The sequence below is a fragment of the Streptomyces sp. NPDC001889 genome, assembly GCF_053594535.1.
The window spans coordinates 208,791-228,632 of record NZ_JBSFER010000014.1 but is presented as its reverse complement, the minus strand read 5'-3'; the positions used below and the strand labels follow the sequence as shown (position 1 = coordinate 228,632).

The following is a 19,842-nucleotide window of genomic DNA, read 5'->3' as shown; positions in this document are numbered from 1 at the left end:
GCGAAAGGGCCCAAGATGAGGAATTCCTCATCTTCGTCTCATCCAGCCTCCCGAGTGGTCTGGCCAGTATCGAACACATGGTCTTCTCTCATCGCATAGCGGCCCTGGCCGCGGTCGTCGCGATCCCCCTGGGGATCGCGGTGACCAGTTATGCCCTCACCGACAGTCCGGACGACCGCAAGGTCCCGCCGAAGGTGGAGCTCCAGACGAGCTCACCGGCGGACCCGTCCGGCTCCCCGGGGTCCGGCTCCTCCGGGGAGCCCGACCCCTCGCAGTCCTCCTCGGCGCGGCCCACCCCCAGCGACGAGACGCTCACCCCGCCGCCGTCCGGCTCCTCACCCTCGTCACGGCCGACGGACGAGACCGTCCCGCAGCCACCGGTGCGGGAGAACCCCCCGGGTGACGACAACGACGACGACGGCAACGGACAGGGCGACGACGGCCCGGGCGGCGACGACTCCGGTGACGACGGCTGACCCCGTACGACGCTGGGTCTCCGCACGGCTGCGCATCCTTCTCTGGCTGCTGCTCGTCATGGCGGTCGCCCTGGGTGCCGTGGCCACCGCCACCCGCTCCGTACTCCTCCGCGATGTGGACCATCGGATCAACGGACTCCTGGTGCAGGAGGCCGCTGAGTTCGCCAACTTCGTCCGGCAGGGGGTCGACCCCCGCGACGGGAAGAAGTTCACCGCCCCCGACCCCCTGCTGAGGCTCTTCCTGGCACGCCAGTACGCCGACCCGGACGAGGAGCTCCTCGGACTCGTCGGCCGGACCGGCACCCACCCGGCCACCAAGGCACAGGAGCGGGAGGCACGGGCCTACAGCCCTCTCGCCACCGACAAGCACGCGCTGTCGGCCGTCTTCGACTCCCCCGACTCCGCCGGCACCCTCAACCGTCCCCAGGGCGAGGTCCGCTGGGCCAAGGTGGAGATCGACTCCGGCCCAGCCCACCCGCCGGCGGCGTTCGTCGTCGCGATCCACCCCAAGGGCGAACAGGACAAGGCCAATGACGTCTTCACCATGCTGCTCGCCATCTCCGGGGTCGCCCTGCTGATGACGACCGGGATCGGCTGGGCCGTCGCGGGCCGCATCCTCCAGCCCGTACGCCTGGTGCGCACCACCGCGGCACAGCTCACCGAGCAGGATCTGACCCGGCGCATCCCCGTCGAGGGCCGCGACGACATAGCGGCGCTCGCCGAGACCTTCAACGCCATGCTGGACCGGCTGGAGCGGGCGTTCGCCGCCCAGCGGGAGTTCGTCGACGACGCCGGCCACGAGCTGCGCACCCCCATCACCATCGTCCGCGGCCATCTGGAGCTGATGGGCGACGATCCGGGAGAACGGGAGGAGACCGTACGGATCGTGATGGAGGAGCTGGACCGGATGAGCCGGATCGTGGAGGACCTCCTCCTCCTCGCCAAGGCCGAGCGGCCCGACTTCGTCACCCCCGAACCCGTGCAGCTCGGGGAGCTGACCGCCGATGTCTTCGTCAAGGCACGGACCCTGGGCGAGCGGGACTGGACATTCGCCGGGGCCGTCGACGCCGAGGTGCTGGTGGACGCCCAGCGGATCACCCAGGCCATGGTCCAGCTCGCCCAGAACGCCGTCCAGCACACCGTCCCCGGCCAGCGGGTCTCCATCGGCTCGCGCAGCCTGGAGGACTCCATGGAGCTGTACGTCGCCGACACCGGGCCCGGGGTGCAGCCCCAGGACGCCGATGTGATCTTCGAGCGGTTCCGGCGCGGCACCGCGCGGCGCGGCGCGCGGGCCACCGGCGCGGGGCTCGGGCTCGCCATCGTCAAGGCCATAGCGGAGGGCCACGGCGGACGGGTCGAGCTGCGCCCCACCGACGGCGGCGGCGCCACCTTCGTCCTCGTACTCCAGAGAGAAGCGACCCTGTGAACCGGATACTCATCGTCGAGGACGAGGAACGCATCGCCTCCTTCGTGGAGAAGGGGCTGCGCGCCAACGGCTTCACCACCACCGTCGTCGGGGACGGCGAGGCCGCCTACGACTACGCCGTGACCGGCGGTTTCGATCTGATCGTGCTGGACATCGGACTGCCCGGCAAGGACGGCTTCACCGTACTGCGGCAACTGCGCGAGGCCCGGATATCGGTCCCGGTCATCGTGCTCACCGCCCGGGACTCGGTCCGCGACACCGTGGCCGGGCTGGAGGGCGGCGCCGACGACTGGATGACCAAGCCCTTCCGCTTCGAGGAACTCCTCGCCCGGGTGCGGCTGCGGCTGCGCACGGCCGCCCGCGCCCCCGAGGTCACGGTGCTGCGCAACGGGGAGCTGAGCCTTGATCTGCGCACCCGCCGGGCCCGCTCCGGCGAGCGGATGGTGGACCTCACCGCGCGGGAGTTCGTCCTCCTGGAGCTGTTTCTGCGCCACCCCGGGCAGGTGCTCTCCCGGGAGCAGATCCTCTCCCATGTCTGGGGGTACGACTTCGACCCCGGCTCCAACATCGTCGACGTCTATGTCCGCGCGCTCCGCAAGAAACTCGGCGCGGGACGGGTGGAGACGGTACGGGGCATGGGGTACCGGCTTCCGGAATGAGCTGTTCCGCCCGCTTCCGGCCCGGTACCGCCACATGAGCGGGACCGGGCCCGCCCGTCCCCCCGTCGCGTGAAGTTCCTTTCATGAAGTGCTCATGGAGCGCTCACCGCCCGGGTGAAGCCTTTCTCATGTGACCATGAACCTGCGACAAGCGGCGACCCTGTGCGTGGCCCTGAGCATCTGCGCACTGCTCATCGTCCCCGGGAACTTCCCGGGGCTGAGCGGGGACGCCCGTATCACCCTCGCCGTCTTCGCCCTGGCGACCTGCGCCTGGATCGGCACCCCGATCGACGACACCTATATCGCGCTGGGCGCGGGGCTCGCGCTCACCGCGACGGGTGTGATCAGCAGCGATGAGCTGTTCGGGACCCTCGGCGACGACACGGTGTGGCTGCTGATCTGCGCCTTCGTGCTGGCCGCCGCGGTGGCCAGGACCGGGCTCGCCGGGCGGGCCGCGGCCTTCCTCGTCGGCGGCGCCCGCACCGTACGGCAGTTGGTCCATCTGACCACCGCCGCGCTCGTGGTCACCGCCTTCGCCGTGCCGGCCACCTCGGGCCGGGCCGCGCTCGCCATGCCGGTCTTCCTCGCCCTGGCGAAGGCGCTCTCCGACCGCAAGCGGCTGGTCGTGATGCTGGCGCTGCTCTTCCCCACCGTCATCCTGCTCTCGGCGGTGGCGACCCTGATCGGCGCGGGCGCCCATCTGATCACCGTCTCGGTGCTCTGGGAGGCCGCGGGCGAGCGGATCGGATTCACCGAGTGGCTGCTCATCGGGCTGCCGCTGGCCGTGGTCTCCTCCCATCTGGCGGCGGAGGTGGTGCTGTTCACCACCACGGGACGGGAGGACCGCCGGGGTCCCGTGCACATCACCGCCGAACAGATCCAGGAGCACAGCGACAAGCCCGTCATCGGGCCCTGGGAGGCCGCCGAGACACGGTGCGCCCTGCTGCTGGCGACCGTGGTCGCGCTCTGGTGCAGCGAGCCCCTGCACCGGGTGCCGCCCGCCGTGGTCGCGCTGATCGGGGCCATAGTGGCGGCCTCCCCGGCGCTCGGCACCGTACGGCTCAAGGACGCGCTGAAGACCGTGCCGTGGGCGCTGCTGCTCTTCATGGCGGCGACCATGGCGATGGGCGTGGCGCTCGCCGACTCCGGGGCCGCGAAGTGGCTGGTGGGCGGGGTGCCGCTGGATCTGCCGCCGTGGCTGTTCCTCGGGGTGGTGGTCGCGGTCTCCACCGTGGCGCACCTGGTGCTCCAGTCCCGCTCGGCGAGATCCTCCGTCCTGGTGCCGCTGGTGGTCGCCGCGGCCGTGGGCGCCGGGGTGAACCCGGTGGCCGCCGCCCTCGCCTCCACCGCCGCCGCCGGCTTCTGCCACACCCTGCCCGCCTCCGCGAAGCCGGTCACGCTCTTCGCCGAGATCCCCGGTGTCCCCACCTACACCCCGCGCGATCTGCTGCGGCTCTCCGCCGTGCTGGCGCCGCTGACGGCGGCGCTGGTGCTGCTCTTCGCGATCGCCGTCTGGCCGCTGCTCGGGATTCCCGTCAGCTGACGCGAAGCCCCCCGCCCAACGGCGCGCCGTGCCCGCGCCCCGGCTCCCTCACACCCTCTCTTTCTCTGTCAGGAGTTCTCACGATGCTGACCCGATTCGCCATCGCCCCCAGCGGTTTCAAGGAGTCCCTGTCCGCGCAGTGCGCCGCCGAGGCCATCGCCGAAGGGGTGCGCAGGGTGATCCCCGACGCGGAGATCGATCTGATCCCGCTGGTGGACGGCGGCGAGGGGACGGCCCAGGCCCTGGCCACCGCGTCCGGCGGACGGCTGGTGCGGCTGCGGGCCACCGGGCCCACCGGGGAGCCCATCGATACCCACTTCGCGCTCCTCGGGGACCGGGAGGAGACCGCGGTGGTCGAGATGGCCGCCGTCGCCGGGCTCTCCCTCGTACCGCGCGATCTGCGCGACCCCGGCGCGACCACCACCTATGGCGTCGGTGAGCTGATCCGGGCCGCGCTCGACACCGGCGCCCGCCGGATTCTCGTCGGCTGCGGGGACTCCGGCACATCGGACGGCGGCGCCGGGGCGCTCCAGGCCCTCGGCGCCCGGCTGCTCGACGAGGCGGGCGAGGAACTGCCGCGCGGCGGGCGGGAGCTGATCCGGCTGGCGCGCGTCGACATCGCGGAGCTGGACCCCCGGCTCGCCGAGACGGAGATCCGGGTCGCCTGCAACCCCTTCAACGTGCTGTGCGGGGAGCGCGGGGTGGCCAGGGTCTTCGGGCCGCAGAAGGGCGCGACACCCGCGCAGGTGGAGCAGTTGGCGGCGGGGCTGGAGCACTGGGCCGGGATTCTGACCCGGGATCTGAGGGTCCGCGCCGATCTGTGCGGGGGCCCCGGGACCGGGGCCTCGGGCGGTCTCGGCGCGGGTCTCGCCGCGCTCGGCGCGGCGCTGCTGCCGCGCTTCGACGTCCTCCTCGACCATCTGGACCTGGACGCCCGGCTCGCCCGCGCCGATCTGGTCCTCACCGCCGAGGGCGCCCTCGACCACCAGACCCCGCGCGGGAAGGTCCCGGCGGAGGTGGCGCGGCGCGCCAAGCTGTACGGGCGTGAGGTGCTGGCCCTCGCGGGGACCATCGGCGAGGGCGCGCACCTGGTGCGGGCCGAGGGGGTGGACGCGTACAGCGCGATCCTGCCGGCGCCGGTCAGCCTCACGGAGGCGCTCGGGCGCGGCGGGGAGTTCCTCGCCGACGCCACCGAGCGGGCCCTGCGGATGGTGCTGATCGGGACCCGGCTACCGGATCACGCGGAGGCGGTGTCCGGGACGCACCGGCCGTCCTCGGTGCGGTAGTTCCACCGCGCGCCCTGGGAGACCAGCTCCCGCACGGCGCGTACGAAACGCTCCACGTGCTCGTCGGGGGTGCCCGCGCCGAAGCTGACCCGGATCGCGTTCAGGGAGCGCTCCCCCGGCTCGCCCTCCGGCGCGCCGCACTCGCCCGGGTCCCGCGGGTCGCTGCCGAGGAGGGTGCGGACCAGGGGGTGGGCGCAGAAGAGGCCGTCCCGGACGCCGATGCCGTACTCGGCGGAGAGGGCCGCGGCGAAGTGGGAGCTGTTCCAGCCCTCCACCACGAAGGAGATCACTCCGACGCGCGGGGCGTCGTCCCCGAACAGCGAGAGGACTCTGACCTCGGGGACCTCGGCGAGACCGGCGAGGACGGTGGAGACCAGCTGCTGTTCGCGGGCGACGAGGGTGTCGAAACCGGCCTCGGTGAGGGCCTTGCAGGCGGAGGCGATGGAGTAGACGCCGATCACGTTCGGCGAGCCGGCCTCGTGGCGGGCGGCGGTGGTGTGCCACTCGACGTCGACCCCGCCGTCGGCACGGCGGGCCACCTTCCGGGAGGCACCGCCGCCCGCGAGGTAGGGCTCGGCGCCCTGGAGCCAGTCGGCGCGCCCGGCGAGGACACCGGAGCCGAAGGGCGCGTACAGCTTGTGCCCCGAGAAGGCGACCCAGTCGACGTCCAGCTCACGGACCGAGAGGGGGTGGTGGGGGGCCAGTTGGGCGGCGTCGAGGACGATCCGGGCGCCGTGGGCGTGGGCGGCGGCGGTGAGTTCCCGTACGGGCCACAGCTCACCGGTCACATTGGACGCGCCGGTCACACAGACCAGCGCGGGGCCGTGGGGGTCGCGGTCGGCGAGGGCGCGCTCCAGGGTGGTGACGGCCTCGGCGGGGGTGCGGGGGGCGTTGAGGTAGGTGACGCGGGCGTCACGCCACGGCAGCAGCGAGGCGTGGTGCTCGGTCTCGAAGACGAAGACCTCGCAGCCGGCGGGGAGCGCGGCGGCGAGCAGATTGAGCGAGTCGGTGGTGGAGCGGGTGAAGACGACCTGGTCGTCGTCGCGGCAGCCGAGGAACTCGGCGACGGTGGCGCGGCTGTTCTCGAAGAGGTCGGTGGAGAGCTGGGAGAGATAGCCGGCGCCCCGGTGGACGCTGCCGTAGTACGGGGCGTAGGCGGCGACATCGTCCCAGACGCGCTGGAGGGCGGGGGCGCTCGCGGCGTAGTCCAGGGCGGCGTAGGTGACTTCGCCGCCGGTGACCAGCGGGACGGTGACATCGCGGCCGAGGACGGGGAGGGGGGCGCGGAGGGTGGTGTCGGCGGCGGTGTTGGAGCGTGCGGACATGGCGAGATCTCCCGGCGGGACAGGCGGAATGGCTTCTCTGGCGGTACGCGTGGGCGCGCCTCGGGGGCGCTCGGCGTACGGGGGTGCCTCGGCGCACGCGGGGATGTCCGCGTGGGTGGAGGGTGTGCTGAAGAAGGGGCGTTCAGCCCTATCGCATTCGCTTGCTCACGAGACTGCTCCCTTGAGGACCAGGACCCCAGGGCGTGCAGGGGTCCGCGCTTGCCGCGGACCTCGCTGCCCACGGCCTGGTCTTCACCCGGGGCACCCCGCCACGGACGGAGGGTTGCCGGACAGCGGGCCGGGGCCGTAGTCGCTGTCGCTCATGACCTGCGAAGACGTTAAGCCACCCACAGTTCCCGGCGCAACCCTGTCCCGTATCCCGGGATGTCGATGCCTCTGCGCCGAGGCCGGAGTCAGCCGCGCCCGCCGGACCGGCCCACGCCTGGCCCCGCACCCGACCCCGCCGAGCCGGCGGCGGCCCGGCACCGCCGGAGAACCCGGTGGGGGTATCGCGCCGTCGCGGGGGAAAGAAGGGGCAACAGCCCACCACCGGGTGAGCGAGGCCCCCATCCCGCCGCGGCGGGAGACCACCACGACGGCGGGGGCCGGCGGTGCCCGCCCTCCCCCGGAGGGGCTACGCGTTGGTCGCGGTGATCCAGTGGGTCAGGGCGCTCGTCGCCGCGCCCGAGTCGATGGCCTGGGCGGCGCGGGTGACGGCCGCGGCGAGCTGGTCGGTGAGAGCGGCGTCGGTCGGGGTGAGGGCCACCAGCGCCGCCGCCGAGTTCAGCAGGACCGCGTCCCGCACCGGCCCCTTCTCCCCGGCGAGGACCCGCCGCGCGACCTCCGCGTTGTACGAGGCGTCCGCGCCCCGCAGGGCCTCCATCGGGACGAGGGGAATCCCGATGTCCCGGGGGTCGAAGGCCTCCTCCCGCACCGAGCCGTCCCGTACCACCCACACCCGCGACGTCGCCGTCGTCGTCAGCTCGTCCAGCCCGTCGTCCCCCCGGAACACCAGCGCCGACGAGCCGCGCTCGGCCAGCACCCCCGCCAGGATGGGCGCCATCCGGGCGTCGGCGACGCCCGTCGCCTGGGCCTTCACCCGGGCCGGGTTGGTCAGCGGACCCAGGAAGTTGAAGACCGTACGCACTCCGAGCCCCTTGCGGGCTGCCGCCACATGCCGCAGCGCCGGGTGGAACTTCGCCGCGAAGCAGAAAGTGATCCCCGCTTCCTCCGCGACCTCCGCCACCCGCTGCGGCGTCAGCTCCAGATTGACCCCGAGCTTCTCCAGCACATCCGACGCCCCCGAAGCGCTCGACGCCGCCCGGCTCCCGTGCTTGACGACCTTCGCTCCGGTGCCGGCCAGGACGATCGCGGCCATCGTCGAGATATTGACCGTGTTGGCCCCGTCCCCGCCCGTCCCCACGATGTCCACCGTCGGCCCGGGCACCTCGATCAGGTTCGCGTGCCCGTACATGGTCCGTACGAGCCCGGAGATCTCCTCGACGGTCTCGCCCTTGGCCCGCAGCGCCACCGCGAACCCCGCGATCTGCACATCGGTCGCCTCACCGCTCATGATGCGGTCCATCGCCCACGCGGCGGCGGTCTCGCTCAGGTCGCGGTTGTCCAGCAGCGCGTTCAGCACACGGGGCCAGGAGAGGTCCGCCACGCTGTCGCCGCCGACCGGGGTCACAACGTTCATGGTCCGCTCCAGGTCCAGCTGGGAAAGAGGTGGTCTGGCTCCCACCCTATCCAGCCCCGGGGGACAGCGAAGAGCCCCGTCCAGGCAGTGGACGGGGCTCCCGCTGTGGCGATCGTGACGATCAGTTCAGGTGATCAGTGGTGGCCGTGGCCGCTGGTGATCTCCTTGTACTCCTCGGCGGTGGGCTTGGCGATCTGGTTCCCCTCGCCGTAGAAGCCCTGGCTGAGCTTGGCCTGGGTCTTCTTGACGAGCGAGACCTTCCGCCGGACGCCGTTCTCGTCGACCTCCGGGCCGATCTCCAGCGGCTTGTACTGCTCGTGCGAGGTGAGCCGGTACAGCTCGCCCTGGCTGAGCGGCTCGTGGACCTCGACGAACTCACCGTGCGGCAGGCGCTTGATGATGCCGGACTCGCGCCCGTGCAGCACCTTCTCCTTGTCGCGGCGCTGGAGGCCGAGACAGATCCGCTTGGTGATGATGAAGGCGAGGACCGGTCCGGCGAAGAAGAAGATCCGGACGAACCAGGTGATCGCGTTGATCGACAGGTTGAAGTGCGTGGCCACGATGTCGTTGCCACCGCCCAGCAGCATGATGAAGTACGCGAACAGCCAGGCCACACCGAAGGCGGTACGGGTCGGGGCGTTGCGCGGGCGGTCCAGGATGTGGTGCTCGCGCTTGTCCCCGGTGACCCAGGACTCGATGAACGGATAGACCGCGATCGCGCCCAGCACCAGCGGGAAGACCAGCAGCGGGATGAAGACACCCAGGGCCAGCGTGTAGCCCCCGAAGTTGATCTCCCAGCCCGGCATCACACGGATCAGACCCTCGGCGAAGCCCATGTACCAGTCGGGTTGCGCACCCGTGGAGACCTGGTCGACCCGGTAGGGGCCGAGTGCCCAGATGGGGTTCAGCGTGGCGACCGCGGCGACCACCGAGATGATGCCGAAGACCAGGAAGAAGAAGCCTCCGGCCTTCGCCATGTACACCGGCAGGAACGGCATGCCGACGACGTTCTTCTCGGTCTTGCCGGGGCCCGCGTACTGCGTGTGCTTGTGGTAGGCGACCAGGATCAGATGGCCCACCACCAGGGCGACCATGATGCCCGGCAGCAGCAGGATGTGGATCGAGTAGAACCTGGCCACGAAGTCGTGGCCGGGGAACTCCCCGCCGAACAGGAACATCGAGATGTACGTGCCGACGATCGGCACGGACAGGATCGCGCCCTGGACGAAGCGGACACCGGTGCCGGAGAGCAGGTCGTCCGGGAGGGAGTAGCCGGTGAACCCGGTGAACATGCCCAGGACGAGCAGCAGGAAGCCGAAGAGCCAGTTGACCTCGCGCGGCTTGCGGAACGCGCCCGTGAAGAAGACGCGCATCATGTGGACCATCATCGCCGCGACGAAGATCAGGGCGGCCCAGTGGTGGATCTGCCGGATGAGCAGACCGCCGCGGACATCGAAGCTGATCTCCAGCGTCGACGCGTACGCCTCCGACATCCGGACGCCGTGCATCGGCTCGTAGGTGCCGTGGTAGACGATCTCGTTCATCGACGGGGTGAAGAACAGCGTCAGATACACACCCGTGAGGATGATGATCACGAAGCTGTAGAGGCAGATCTCACCCAGCATGAAGGACCAGTGGTCCGGGAAGATCTTCCGCATGTTGGCCTTGGCGAGGCTGTAGATGCCCAGCCGGCCGTCGGCCCAGTCCGCGACCCGCTCACCGGCGGGTGCTTTGCGCTCAGTGCGCTTGTTCTCAGTTGCAGTACTCATCCGCGCTCCCAGAAGGACGCACCGACCGGCTCGTCGAAGTCGCCGAGCGCTTCGAGGTTGCCCTCCGCGTTCACACCGATCCGCAGCTGCGGAAGGGGGTGACCGGCGGGGCCGAAGATGACCCGGGCGCCGTCGGAGAGGTCGAAGGTGGACTGATGACACGGGCAGAGGGCGTGGTGCGTCTGCTGCTCGTACAGGCTGATCGGGCAGCCCACGTGGGTGCAGATCTTCGAGAAGGCGACGATGCCCTCGTGCGACCACTCCAGCTCGCGCTTGTCCTTGATGTCGTCGGGACGAATCCGGACGATCATCAGGGCGGCCTTGCCGATCTGGATCTGGAAGTCGTGCGCGTCGTCCTTCAGGCCCTCGGGCATGGCGAAGACCAGCGAGCCGACGGTGATGTCCTCGGGACGCAGCGGCTCATGCGTGTTCATGTTGATGAGCTGCTTGCCCTTGGCCCAGAGCGTCTCCCGGAGCTTGCGCTCCGGCAGCGGACCGAGGTCGCGCAGAAGCACCACACCGGTCAGCGGGACCAGCGCCAGCGCACCGAACATCGTGTTCCGGATGAGCTTGCGGCGGCCGAGGCCCGACTCCGCGGCACCGGCCGCGAACTCGCGCATGACATGGGCCTTGACCTCGGGCGGCGCCTCGATGGCGTGCCGGTCGTCGGGGACCTCCAGGTCGGACATCAGGGTGCGGGCCCAGTGGACCGCGCCCGCGCCGATGAAGAAGAGGGCCCCGCCGAGCGTCCAGCCCAGCGAGAAGTTCAGCGCGCTGACCCGGCCGAAGGGCCAGATGTAGACCAGCTTGTCGGCCGGGAAGGCGACGAAGGAGGCGATGAACGCGACCGTGGAGAGCATCGACAGCGTGAACAGGAGCGCGACGGTGCGCTCGGACCGCTTGGCGGCCCGCTCGTCGATGTCCTGGATACGCGGCTTGTGCGCCGGCAGCCCCGGGTCGTGGAACGGATCTTCGTCCACCCGCTTGGCCACGGCGGTGCCGCCATGGCCGCCCGCGCCGTGCGCGGTGCCCTGCTCGTCCGGCAGGTTCTCTTCTGGAATGTCTTGGCTACTCATGACTTCTTGGCCTTAGCGGTGTGGGCCGCGACCCAGACGGCGGTTGCGATCAGCGCACCGAGACCGAAGATCCACGCGAACAGACCCTCGCTGACGGGACCGAGCCCGCCCAGCGTGAGACCGCCGGGGCTCGACGCCTTCGTGGACTCGTTCATGGTCTCGACATACGCGATGATGTCCTTCTTCTCCTTCTCCGGCATCACGCCGTCGGGGAAGGAGGGCATGTTCTGCGGGCCGGTCTGCATGGCCTCGTAGAGATGCTTGTTGCTGACGCCCTCCAGCGTGGGGGCGTACTTGCCGTTGGTCAGCGCGCCACCCTTGCCGGTGAAGTTGTGGCACTGGGCACAGTTGGTGCGGAACAGATCGCCACCCTTGGCCACGTCCGCGCCCTTGGGGCTGTACTGCTCCTCGGTGGGGGTGATCGGACCGGCGCCCAGCGAGGCGACGTACGCCGCGAGCTGGTCGATCTCGGCCTGGGTGTAGACGACCTTCTTCTTCGGCACCTGGGCACCGGGCTGCTGCGCCGGCATACGTCCGGTGCCGACCTGGAAGTCGACGGCTGCGGAGCCGACACCGACCAGGGACGGACCGTCTGTGGTGCCCTCACCGCCGGTTCCGTGGCAGCTCGCGCAGCCAACGGTGTACAGCTTCTTGCCCTCCTCGATGGCGAGGGACTGGGAGGTTGGTTCGGCCTGTGCCTTGTCCGCGGGTGCGAACGCGGCGTACAGCCCCCCGGTGGCCGCCAGCGCGAGGAGTAGGACGACGAACGCCGCCAGCGGATGGCGTCGTCGTGCGGAGAGCTTTTTCACGGATTACCCCGGTGTCAGGATTTTCTGCGTCGATGCTTCTGGACTGTGTCTGCTCGGGCGAGGACGCCCGCGCCCGTTACTTGATCATGTAGATCGTGGCGAAGAGGCCGATCCAGACGACATCGACGAAGTGCCAGTAATAGGACACGACGATGGCGGAGGTTGCCTGCTCATGAGTGAATCTCCTGGCCGCGTACGTCCGCCCCAGGACCAGCAGGAAGGCGATCAGGCCGCCTGTCACGTGCAGTCCGTGGAAGCCGGTGGTCAGGTAGAACACCGAACCGTAGGGGTCCGACGAGAGCGAGACCCCGTGCTGGACCAGCTCGGTGTACTCGTACACCTGTCCACCGACGAAGATCGAGCCCATGATGAACGTGATGATGAACCACGTTCGGAGCTTCTTCACATCGCCGCGCTCGGCGGCGAATACGCCGAGCTGACAGGTGAGAGAGGAGAGCACCAGGATCGTGGTGTTCGTCGCCGAGAACGGAAAGTTCAGAAGGTCAGCCCTTGAGGACCAGTACTCGGCACCCGTAACCGAGCGCAGAGTGAAGTACATCGCAAAGAGGGCCGCGAAGAACATCAGCTCGGAACTCAACCAGATGATGGTTCCTACGCTGACGAGGTTCGGCCGATTGACCGACGGGTGCGCGTGCCCGGTTTCTACTGTCGTTGCTGTCGCCACGACCGACATTATGTCGGTCGCTTATCCCGCCCTCACTCCGGGGGGTGCCGTTCGGTGTGTCAGTGGCCCCTGTGCTGCCCGAACGGCCCAGCGGCAGGGAGCCCGAACCGCTGTTTACCGACGGGGTGAGCGAGTAGCATCCGCCCCATCGGTACCTGATCCAGGGCTCCAACGACGCGGAGGAACCATGCAGCCGACCGCCACCGTGCTGGTCTACAGCGATGACGCCAACACCCGCGAACAGGTCCGGCTGGCCTCCGGGCGCAGGCCGGCGGCCGATGTTCCCCCGGTCGAGTTCATCGAGTGCGCCACCCTGCCCGCCGTGCTGGAGCGGCTGGACGCCGGCGGGGTGGACGTCTGTGTGCTGGACGGCGAGACCGTGCCGGCGGGCGGCATGGGGGTCTGCCGGCAGATCAAGGACGAGATCTTCAACTGCCCGCCCGTGCTGCTGCTGATCGGCCGCCCCCAGGACGCCTGGCTGGCCACCTGGAGCCGCGCGGAGGCCGCTGTGACGCTTCCGGTGGAGCCGGTGGAGTTCGCGGACGCGCTGGCCGCGCTGTTGCGCGAGAGGCTCGGTGTGGGCGCCTGAGGGCCCCGGCCCGCACGGACGGGCCGGGCGGGGATCTAGATACGGGGGCGCAGCCGTGCCACGTCGGTGGCGCTGCTGCCGTCCCTGATCTCGCTCACCAGGGAACTGCCCTTGCGCCAGTCGGCCCAGGAGAGGTTCCAGTCGCCGTACCCGTTGCCGAAGGTGTCCATCTCGTCGCCGACGCTGTTGACGACCTGGACCAGGTCGCCCTCCTTGAAGGTCTCGTAGAACCAGGCCGCGTTGCCGGTGGACATGCCCGTGCAGCCGTGGCTGACGTTGGCGTACCCGTGTGATCCGATGGACCACGGCGCGGCGTGGACGTACTCACCGCTCCAGGTGACCCGGGTGGCGTAGTAGACCGGCAGGTCGTACGCCTCCGAGCCGCCGATGCCGACGCTGGAGCCCCGCATCCGCACGAAGTACTCCTTGCCGAGCACCACCTTGACGCCGTTGCGGGTGGAGAAGCCGGGCTTGCCGGTGGTCACCGGGATGCTGTTGATCTCCTCACCGTTGCGGAAGACGGTCATCCAGTGCGAGGAGGCGTCGGTGATGGCCTCCATCCGGTCCCCGATGGTGAGCTTGAGCCCGTCGGACGCGGCGCCGTAGAGCTGGTTGGAGACCTTGACGCCCTGGAGGTTGCTGGAGGCGGTGACCTTCGCTCCGGCCGGCCAGTAGTCCTTGGGGCGGAAGTGGAGGTTCTCGTCGTCGATCCAGTGCCAGGCGCCCTCCACGGAGGGCTTGGACTCGACCTTGAGGGCCTGTTCGACCACGGCTCTGGCCGCGCGGTCCGTCACGGGGAGGCTCAGCTCGGCGATGATCGGCTGGCCGACGCCGTAGGTGCCCGCCTCCGGGCCGAAACCGACCGTCAGGGTCCGCTTGGCCGGGGAGGTCTCGAAGGCGAGCGTACGGGTGCCCGGGGCACCCTTCTTGTCCTCGGTGGCGACCCGGGCGGTGTACTTGGCTCCGGCGGAGAGGGAGCCGGTGGAGCGCCAGCGGCTGCCGTCGGCGGCGAGCTCGCCCGCGAGGTGGTGGCCGGCGTGGTCCACGACCGTGACATCGGTGATCCGGCCCTCGGCGCCCTTGACGGTGACCTCGAAGGGCTTGTCCGGGCTGGCCTTCACGGCACCCCTCGGGGTGTTGAAGGCGATCTGCTCGGCGGCGTCGAAGGGCTTGGTGGAGAGCGGGTGGCTCTTCGATTCGCCGCACGCGGTGGCGACCGCCCCCAGGGTCAGGGCCAGCAGGGTGCAGCGGAGAACTGTGCTGATGCGCGGCGTCTGGTTCATGGCCTCACGGTATGAAAAGCGCATCCCCGCAGCACGCCGAGTGGGTGCAAACGGGCGGGCCCGAATCCCCCGCACGAGTGAAGTGGGGGATTCGGGCCCGGACCGTGTGTGCCGTCGGCGCGGTGTCGGTGCGCCGGCCGTGAGGCGGTCACCGGCTCCAGTGGGTCACTGGTTCTGGTTCTCGCCGCGGTAGTACTCGTACACCCAGCCGAAGATGCCGAAGAGGATCAGCGGCGCGGAGAAGTACATCAGCCACCAGCCCACGGCCACGGCGAGGAAGGCGAACGCCGAACCGATGGCCAGCGAGAGCGGCTGCCAGCTGTGCGGGGAGAAGAACCCCACCTCGCCGGCCTCGTCCGCGACATCGGCCTCGGTGTCGTCCTGGGCCATGGCGTCGACCCGCTTGGCCGTGAAGGCCAGGTAGTAGCCGACCATGACGCTGAGTCCGAACGCCATGAAGAGCGCGGTGGTGCCCGCGGGCTCCTTGGACCAGACGCCGTACAGGATGGCCACAGCGAGGATGAAGACGCTGAGCCACAGGAACATCTTTCCCTGAATCTTCACTTGGCGGCCCCCTTCCCAGTCGTGAGGGCCTTGTCGACCTCGCCGCGGTTCTCGAGCTGGTCGACAACCGAGATCTCAGGGTGGTGCAGGTCGAAGGCCGGGGATTCGGAACGGATGCGCGGAAGCGTCAGGAAGTTGTGCCGCGGCGGCGGGCAGGAGGTCGCCCATTCGAGTGAACGGCCATAGCCCCACGGGTCGTCGACCTCGATCTTCTTCCCGTACTTCGCCGTCTTCCAGACGTTGTACATGAAGGGGAGAACCGAGGCGCCGAGCACAAACGAACTGATGGTGGAGATGGTGTTCAGCGCGGTGAAGCCATCGGCCGCGAGATAGTCCGCGTACCGCCGGGGCATTCCCTCGGCGCCCAGCCAGTGCTGGACCAGGAAGGTGCCGTGGAATCCGATGAACAGCGTCCAGAAGGTGATCTTACCGAGACGCTCGTCCAGCATCTTGCCCGTGAATTTCGGCCACCAGAAATGGAAGCCGGCGAACATCGCGAAGACCACGGTGCCGAAGACCACGTAGTGGAAGTGCGCCACCACGAAGTACGAGTCCGAGACATGGAAGTCCAGCGGCGGCGAGGCCAGGATGACACCGGTCAGACCACCGAAGGTGAAGGTGATCAGGAAGCCGATCGTCCAGAGCATCGGTGTCTCGAAGGACAGCGACCCCTTCCACATGGTGCCGATCCAGTTGAAGAACTTCACACCGGTCGGTACCGCGATCAGGAAGGTCATGAAGGAGAAGAACGGCAGGAGTACGCCGCCCGTCACATACATGTGGTGCGCCCACACCGTCACCGAGAGGCCGGCGATGGCGATCGTCGCGCTGACCAGACCCATGTAGCCGAACATCGGCTTGCGGCTGAAGACCGGGATGATCTCCGAGACGATGCCGAAGAACGGCAGGGCGATGATGTACACCTCTGGATGGCCGAAGAACCAGAAGAGGTGCTGCCAGAGCAGTGCGCCGCCATTGGCCGCGTCGAAGATGTGCGCACCGAACTTGCGGTCCGCCTCCAGCGCGAAGAGCGCGGCGGCGAGCACCGGGAAGGCGAGCAGGACCAGCACACCGGTCAGCAGCACGTTCCAGGTGAAGATCGGCATGCGGAACATCGTCATACCGGGGGCGCGCATACAGATGATCGTGGTGATGAAGTTGACCGAGCCGAGGATGGTGCCGAAGCCCGAGAGGGCCAGACCCATGATCCACATATCGGCGCCGACACCCGGCGAGCGGACCGCGTCCGACAGCGGGGAGTAGGCGAACCAGCCGAAGTCGGCCGCACCCTGCGGGGTGAGGAAGCCGGCCACCGCGATGATCGAGCCGAACAGGTAGAGCCAGTAGGCGAACATGTTCAGCCGCGGGAACGCCACATCGGGCGCGCCGATCTGCAGCGGCATGATCCAGTTCGCGAATCCGGCGAACAGCGGGGTGGCGAACATCAGCAGCATGATCGTGCCATGCATGGTGAACGCCTGGTTGAACTGCTCGTTCGACATGATCTGCGTGCCCGGACGGGCCAGCTCGGCGCGCATGAAGAGCGCCATCAGTCCGCCGACGCAGAAGAAGACGAACGAGGTGACCAGGTAGAGCGTACCGATGGTCTTGTGGTCGGTGGTGGTCAGCCACTTCACCACCACATTGCCCGGCTGCTTGCGCCGTACCGGCAGCTCGTTCTCGTATGAGTCGTCAGCTGCTGCGGCGGCACCCTGGGATTCGTTGAGGATGCTCACAGTTGCTTCTTCTCCGCGTTTTTGGCCGGGTCCGTCTGAGCGATGCCGGACGGGATGTAGCCGGTCTGCCCCTTCTCGGCCAGCTCCTTCAGATGCTGCTGGTAGCGCTCCGGGGAGACGACCTTGACGTTGAACAGCATCCGGGAGTGGTCGACGCCGCAGAGCTCGGCGCACTTGCCCATGAAGGTGCCTTCCTTCGTGGCAGTCACCTCGAAGGCATTGGTGTGTCCGGGAATGACGTCCTGCTTGAACAGGAAGGGCACGACCCAGAAGGAGTGGATCACGTCACGGGAGGTCAGGATGAAGCGGACCTTCTCGCCCTTGGGGAGCCACAGGGTCGGTCCCGGGTTGCCGTTCTGCGGGTTGCGGGTGCCGGGGATACCGGCGTCGTACACACCGCCGGCATTGGCCGGGAGGTCCTTCACGAACTTGTCCGGGATCGCCTTCAGGTTCTTGTCCGTCTTGGCATCACCCGTGGACCCGTCCACGTTCTCGATGTAGTTGAAGCCCCAGCTCCACTGGTAGCCGACCACATTGATGTTGTGGACGGGCTTGTTGGAGAGGGAGAGCAGCCTGGATTCGTCGCGCGCGGTGAAGTAGAAGAACACCGATACGACGATGAGCGGGACCACGGTGTACAGCGCCTCGATGGGCAGGTTGTACCGGGTCTGCGGAGGTACCTCCACCTTGCTGCGGGTGCGCCGGTGGAAGAAGACGCTCCACAGGATCAGGCCCCACACCAGAACACCCGTGACGAGGGCCGCGGCCCACGACCCCTGCCACAGGGAGAGGATGATCGGAGCCTCCTCCGTGACCGGAGTCGGCATGCCGAGGCGTGGGAAGTCCTTGTATGTGTATTCGCAGCCGGTGGCGGTAACCAGGATCAGGCCCGCAGTCAGCACCTGCGGCAGCTTCCGCCGCATCGGGCGCCGCGACGAGCGGTCGGAGCCGTTGGGACTCACGTAGCGCCTTCCCGAGAGTCTCGGCCCGCGCGACGGGCTGCGGCCGTCTCGCTGGTCGGTCGCCGGCCCTGACGCGGGCAGGGGTTTGGATGTTTATGCGGACCAAACCCTACTGGACGCTATTTGGGGTCGCGCGGGGAGGGTGCCCAACGCGCCGTCCGGCCCCCCGAAGGGGTGGAATCCCCCTGGATAACGTGCGGTTTTCTCCGGGAATCGCTCGCGTATTCGCTCGGGTATTCGGGCGCGGGAGGCTCTCGGCGGGGCGGCGGAGGGGGTGGCTCCGGCGAGGATCTGACGGGGCTTCGGCGGGGTGCGCGAGGGCTCCGGGGGCCCTTCGCGGGCCCGCCGCCCGTCCGGGGCCCTGGGCTAGCGTGGCGGCGTGTCCTACTTCGATGCCGCCTCCTCCGCTCCCCTGCACCCCGTCGCCCGGCAGGCGCTCGCCGCCTCGCTGGACGAGGGGTGGGCCGACCCCGCCAGGCTCTACCGGGAGGGGCGGCGGGCCCGGCTGCTCCTGGACGCCGCCCGGGAGGCGGCGGCCGACGCGGTGGGGTGCCGCCCCGACGAGCTGGTCTTCACCCCCTCCGGGACCCATGCGGTGCATCAGGGGGTCGCGGGCGCGCGGGCGGGACGGCGGCGGGCCGGGCGGCGGGTGGTGGTCTCGGCGGTGGAGCACTCGTCGGTGCTGCACGCGGCGGGCGAGGACGCCGCCGAGGTGCCGGTGGAGCGCTCCGGCCGGGTGTCGGTGCCGGCCTTCGCGGAGGCGGTGCGGGAGGACACCGCGCTGGCGTGTCTCCAGTCCGCCAACCACGAGGTCGGCACGGAGCAGCCGGTGGCGGAGGTGGCCGGGGTCTGCCGGGCGGCGGGGGTGCCGCTGCTGGTGGACGCGGCCCAGTCGCTGGGGTGGGGCCCGGTGGCGGGCGACTGGTCGCTGCTCACCGCGAGCGCGCACAAGTGGGGCGGGCCGGCGGGGGTGGGGCTGCTGGTGGTCCGCAAGGGGGTGCGGTTCGCGCCGCGGGGCCCGGTGGACGAGCGCGAGTCGGGCCGCTCCCCCGGGTTCGGGAATCTGCCGGCGATCGTGGCGGCGGCGGCGTCCCTGCGGGCGGTGCGGGCGGAGGCGGCCGACGAGGCGGTACGGCTGCGGGGCCTGGTGGACCGGATGCGCGCCCGGGTGCCGGAGCTGGTGCCCGATGTGGAGGTGGTGGGTGATCCGGTGGACCGGCTCCCCCATGTCGTCACCTTCTCCTGTCTGTACGTCGACGGGGAGGCGCTTCTGCACGGGCTGGACCGGGAGGGGTTCTCGGTCTCGTCGGGCTCGTCCTGTACGTCGAGCACGCTGATGCCGAGCCATGTGCTGCGGGCGATGGGGGTGCTGAGCGAGGGGAATGTCCGGGTGTCGCTGCCGCTCGGCACCCCGGAGGCGGAGGTGGAGCGGTTTCTGTCGGTGCTGCCCGGGGTGGTGGGGGCGGTGCGGGAGCGGATCGGGGCGCCGGGGGGTACGGAGGGCGGGGCGGAGGAAGAGGGGGTGGTGGTGGACGCGGTGGGGAAGCGGTGTCCGATTCCGGTGATCGAGTTGGCGAAGGTGATGGGGAGGGTGCGGGTGGGGGGGGTGGTGACGGTGGTGGCGGATGATGTGGCGGCGCGGCTGGATGTTCCCGCGTGGTGCGGGATGCGGGGCCATGAGTACCTGGGGGAGTCCCCGCGCCCCCGTGGCACCGCCTACCGCGTCCGCCGCCTCCACTAGCCACCCTGCCCCGGGGGCGCCCCGAGCGCCTTCGGCCCGTCGGCCCCCCAGCCCCGTCCGGCACCCCCAGTCCGCCCGGCACCCCCAGCCCATCCGGCGCTTGAGGACGGACCCCGCACCACGGGTGGCCCGAGCAAACCCAGCGGGTCCGGCACACCCAGCCCGTCCGGCGCTTGAGGACGGACCCTGTGCCACAGGACCCCGCATCCTGCGG

17 protein-coding genes and 1 riboswitch are annotated in these 19,842 nt (G+C 69.9%); of the genes, 7 read left to right on the top strand and 10 right to left on the bottom strand.

All coding sequences use genetic code 11. From position 1 onward, the window contains the following. The first annotated feature begins 77 nt into the window (after nt 1-77). The 5 genes from ACWCRA_RS18345 (at nt 78) to ACWCRA_RS18325 (ending at nt 5,390) form a co-directional block, all read left to right on the top strand. Nucleotides 78-476 (top strand): hypothetical protein, encoded by a 399-nt coding sequence (locus tag ACWCRA_RS18345; RefSeq protein WP_351552481.1) that lies wholly within the window; start codon nt 78-80, stop codon nt 474-476. After that, the gene (locus tag ACWCRA_RS18340) at nt 463-1,902 is read left to right on the top strand and encodes a sensor histidine kinase (RefSeq protein ID WP_351552484.1); all 1,440 of its coding nucleotides are present in this window, start codon (nt 463-465) and stop codon (nt 1,900-1,902) included. Before ACWCRA_RS18345 ends, ACWCRA_RS18340 begins: the two co-directional genes overlap by 14 nt. Then, entirely contained in the window at nt 1,899-2,561 is a 663-nt protein-coding gene (locus ACWCRA_RS18335; protein WP_351552487.1) for a response regulator transcription factor, read from the top strand. Before ACWCRA_RS18340 ends, ACWCRA_RS18335 begins: the two co-directional genes overlap by 4 nt. Nucleotides 2,562-2,697: 136 nt before the next feature. Then, nucleotides 2,698-4,104 (top strand): SLC13 family permease, encoded by a 1,407-nt coding sequence (locus ACWCRA_RS18330; protein WP_451068052.1) that lies wholly within the window; start codon nt 2,698-2,700, stop codon nt 4,102-4,104. Between the two features lie 83 nt (nt 4,105-4,187). After that, nucleotides 4,188-5,390, top strand: coding sequence for a glycerate kinase family protein (locus ACWCRA_RS18325; RefSeq protein WP_351552492.1), 1,203 nt, complete (start codon nt 4,188-4,190; stop codon nt 5,388-5,390). On the opposite strand, the gene ACWCRA_RS18320 is transcribed toward ACWCRA_RS18325, so the two are convergent. The 6 genes from ACWCRA_RS18320 to ctaE form a co-directional block, all read right to left on the bottom strand. After that, nucleotides 5,342-6,715: an aminotransferase class V-fold PLP-dependent enzyme gene (locus tag ACWCRA_RS18320; protein ID WP_351552495.1), complete on the bottom strand. Its 1,374-nt coding sequence runs from the start codon at nt 6,713-6,715 to the stop codon at nt 5,342-5,344. The two genes, ACWCRA_RS18325 and ACWCRA_RS18320, sit on opposite strands and share 49 nt — an antisense overlap. A gap of 210 nt (nt 6,716-6,925) precedes the next feature. Then, nucleotides 6,926-7,043, bottom strand: a riboswitch (SAM riboswitch). Nucleotides 7,044-7,349: 306 nt separating this feature from the next. Continuing rightward, complete coding sequence (gene trpD, locus ACWCRA_RS18315) at nt 7,350-8,414, bottom strand: anthranilate phosphoribosyltransferase (protein WP_451068051.1); 1,065 nt, start codon at nt 8,412-8,414, stop codon at nt 7,350-7,352. Nucleotides 8,415-8,548: 134 nt separating this feature from the next. After that, complete coding sequence (qcrB, locus tag ACWCRA_RS18310) at nt 8,549-10,183, bottom strand: cytochrome bc1 complex cytochrome b subunit (protein ID WP_351552501.1); 1,635 nt, start codon at nt 10,181-10,183, stop codon at nt 8,549-8,551. Continuing rightward, nucleotides 10,180-11,259 (bottom strand): cytochrome bc1 complex Rieske iron-sulfur subunit, encoded by a 1,080-nt coding sequence (gene qcrA, locus ACWCRA_RS18305; protein ID WP_351552503.1) that lies wholly within the window; start codon nt 11,257-11,259, stop codon nt 10,180-10,182. The genes qcrB and qcrA overlap by 4 nt, the downstream gene beginning before the upstream one ends. Continuing rightward, entirely contained in the window at nt 11,256-12,068 is an 813-nt protein-coding gene (gene qcrC, locus ACWCRA_RS18300) for a cytochrome bc1 complex diheme cytochrome c subunit (protein WP_351552505.1), read from the bottom strand. The genes qcrA and qcrC overlap by 4 nt, the downstream gene beginning before the upstream one ends. A 76-nt stretch (nt 12,069-12,144) precedes the next feature. Continuing rightward, complete coding sequence (gene ctaE, locus ACWCRA_RS18295) at nt 12,145-12,762, bottom strand: aa3-type cytochrome oxidase subunit III (RefSeq protein ID WP_351552508.1); 618 nt, start codon at nt 12,760-12,762, stop codon at nt 12,145-12,147. 178 nt (nt 12,763-12,940) lie between these two features. Here ctaE and ACWCRA_RS18290 point away from each other — a divergent pair, with 178 nt between their 5' ends. Next, on the top strand, nt 12,941-13,342 hold the full coding sequence (locus tag ACWCRA_RS18290) for a DNA-binding transcriptional response regulator (protein ID WP_351552511.1): 402 nt from the start codon (nt 12,941-12,943) through the stop codon (nt 13,340-13,342). 35 nt (nt 13,343-13,377) lie between these two features. Here ACWCRA_RS18290 and ACWCRA_RS18285 read toward each other — a convergent pair whose 3' ends face one another. The 4 genes from ACWCRA_RS18285 to ctaC form a co-directional block, all read right to left on the bottom strand. Then, a complete protein-coding gene (locus ACWCRA_RS18285; RefSeq protein ID WP_351552514.1) occupies nt 13,378-14,625 on the bottom strand; it encodes a L,D-transpeptidase in 1,248 nt (415 codons plus the stop codon). Nucleotides 14,626-14,790: 165 nt separating this feature from the next. After that, on the bottom strand, nt 14,791-15,189 hold the full coding sequence (locus tag ACWCRA_RS18280) for a cytochrome c oxidase subunit 4 (protein WP_351552517.1): 399 nt from the start codon (nt 15,187-15,189) through the stop codon (nt 14,791-14,793). Then, complete coding sequence (gene ctaD, locus ACWCRA_RS18275) at nt 15,186-16,925, bottom strand: aa3-type cytochrome oxidase subunit I (protein WP_351552520.1); 1,740 nt, start codon at nt 16,923-16,925, stop codon at nt 15,186-15,188. The genes ACWCRA_RS18280 and ctaD overlap by 4 nt, the downstream gene beginning before the upstream one ends. Then, a complete protein-coding gene (gene ctaC / locus ACWCRA_RS18270) occupies nt 16,922-17,887 on the bottom strand; it encodes an aa3-type cytochrome oxidase subunit II (protein WP_351552523.1) in 966 nt (321 codons plus the stop codon). Before ctaC ends, ctaD begins: the two co-directional genes overlap by 4 nt. A 379-nt stretch (nt 17,888-18,266) precedes the next feature. On the opposite strand from ctaC, the gene ACWCRA_RS18265 reads away from it, so the two are divergent. Continuing rightward, nucleotides 18,267-19,628 carry an aminotransferase class V-fold PLP-dependent enzyme gene (locus ACWCRA_RS18265; RefSeq protein ID WP_451068050.1) on the top strand — a complete coding sequence of 454 codons (1,362 nt, stop codon included), beginning with the start codon at nt 18,267-18,269 and terminating at the stop codon, nt 19,626-19,628. The last annotated feature ends 214 nt before the right edge of the window (nt 19,629-19,842 follow it).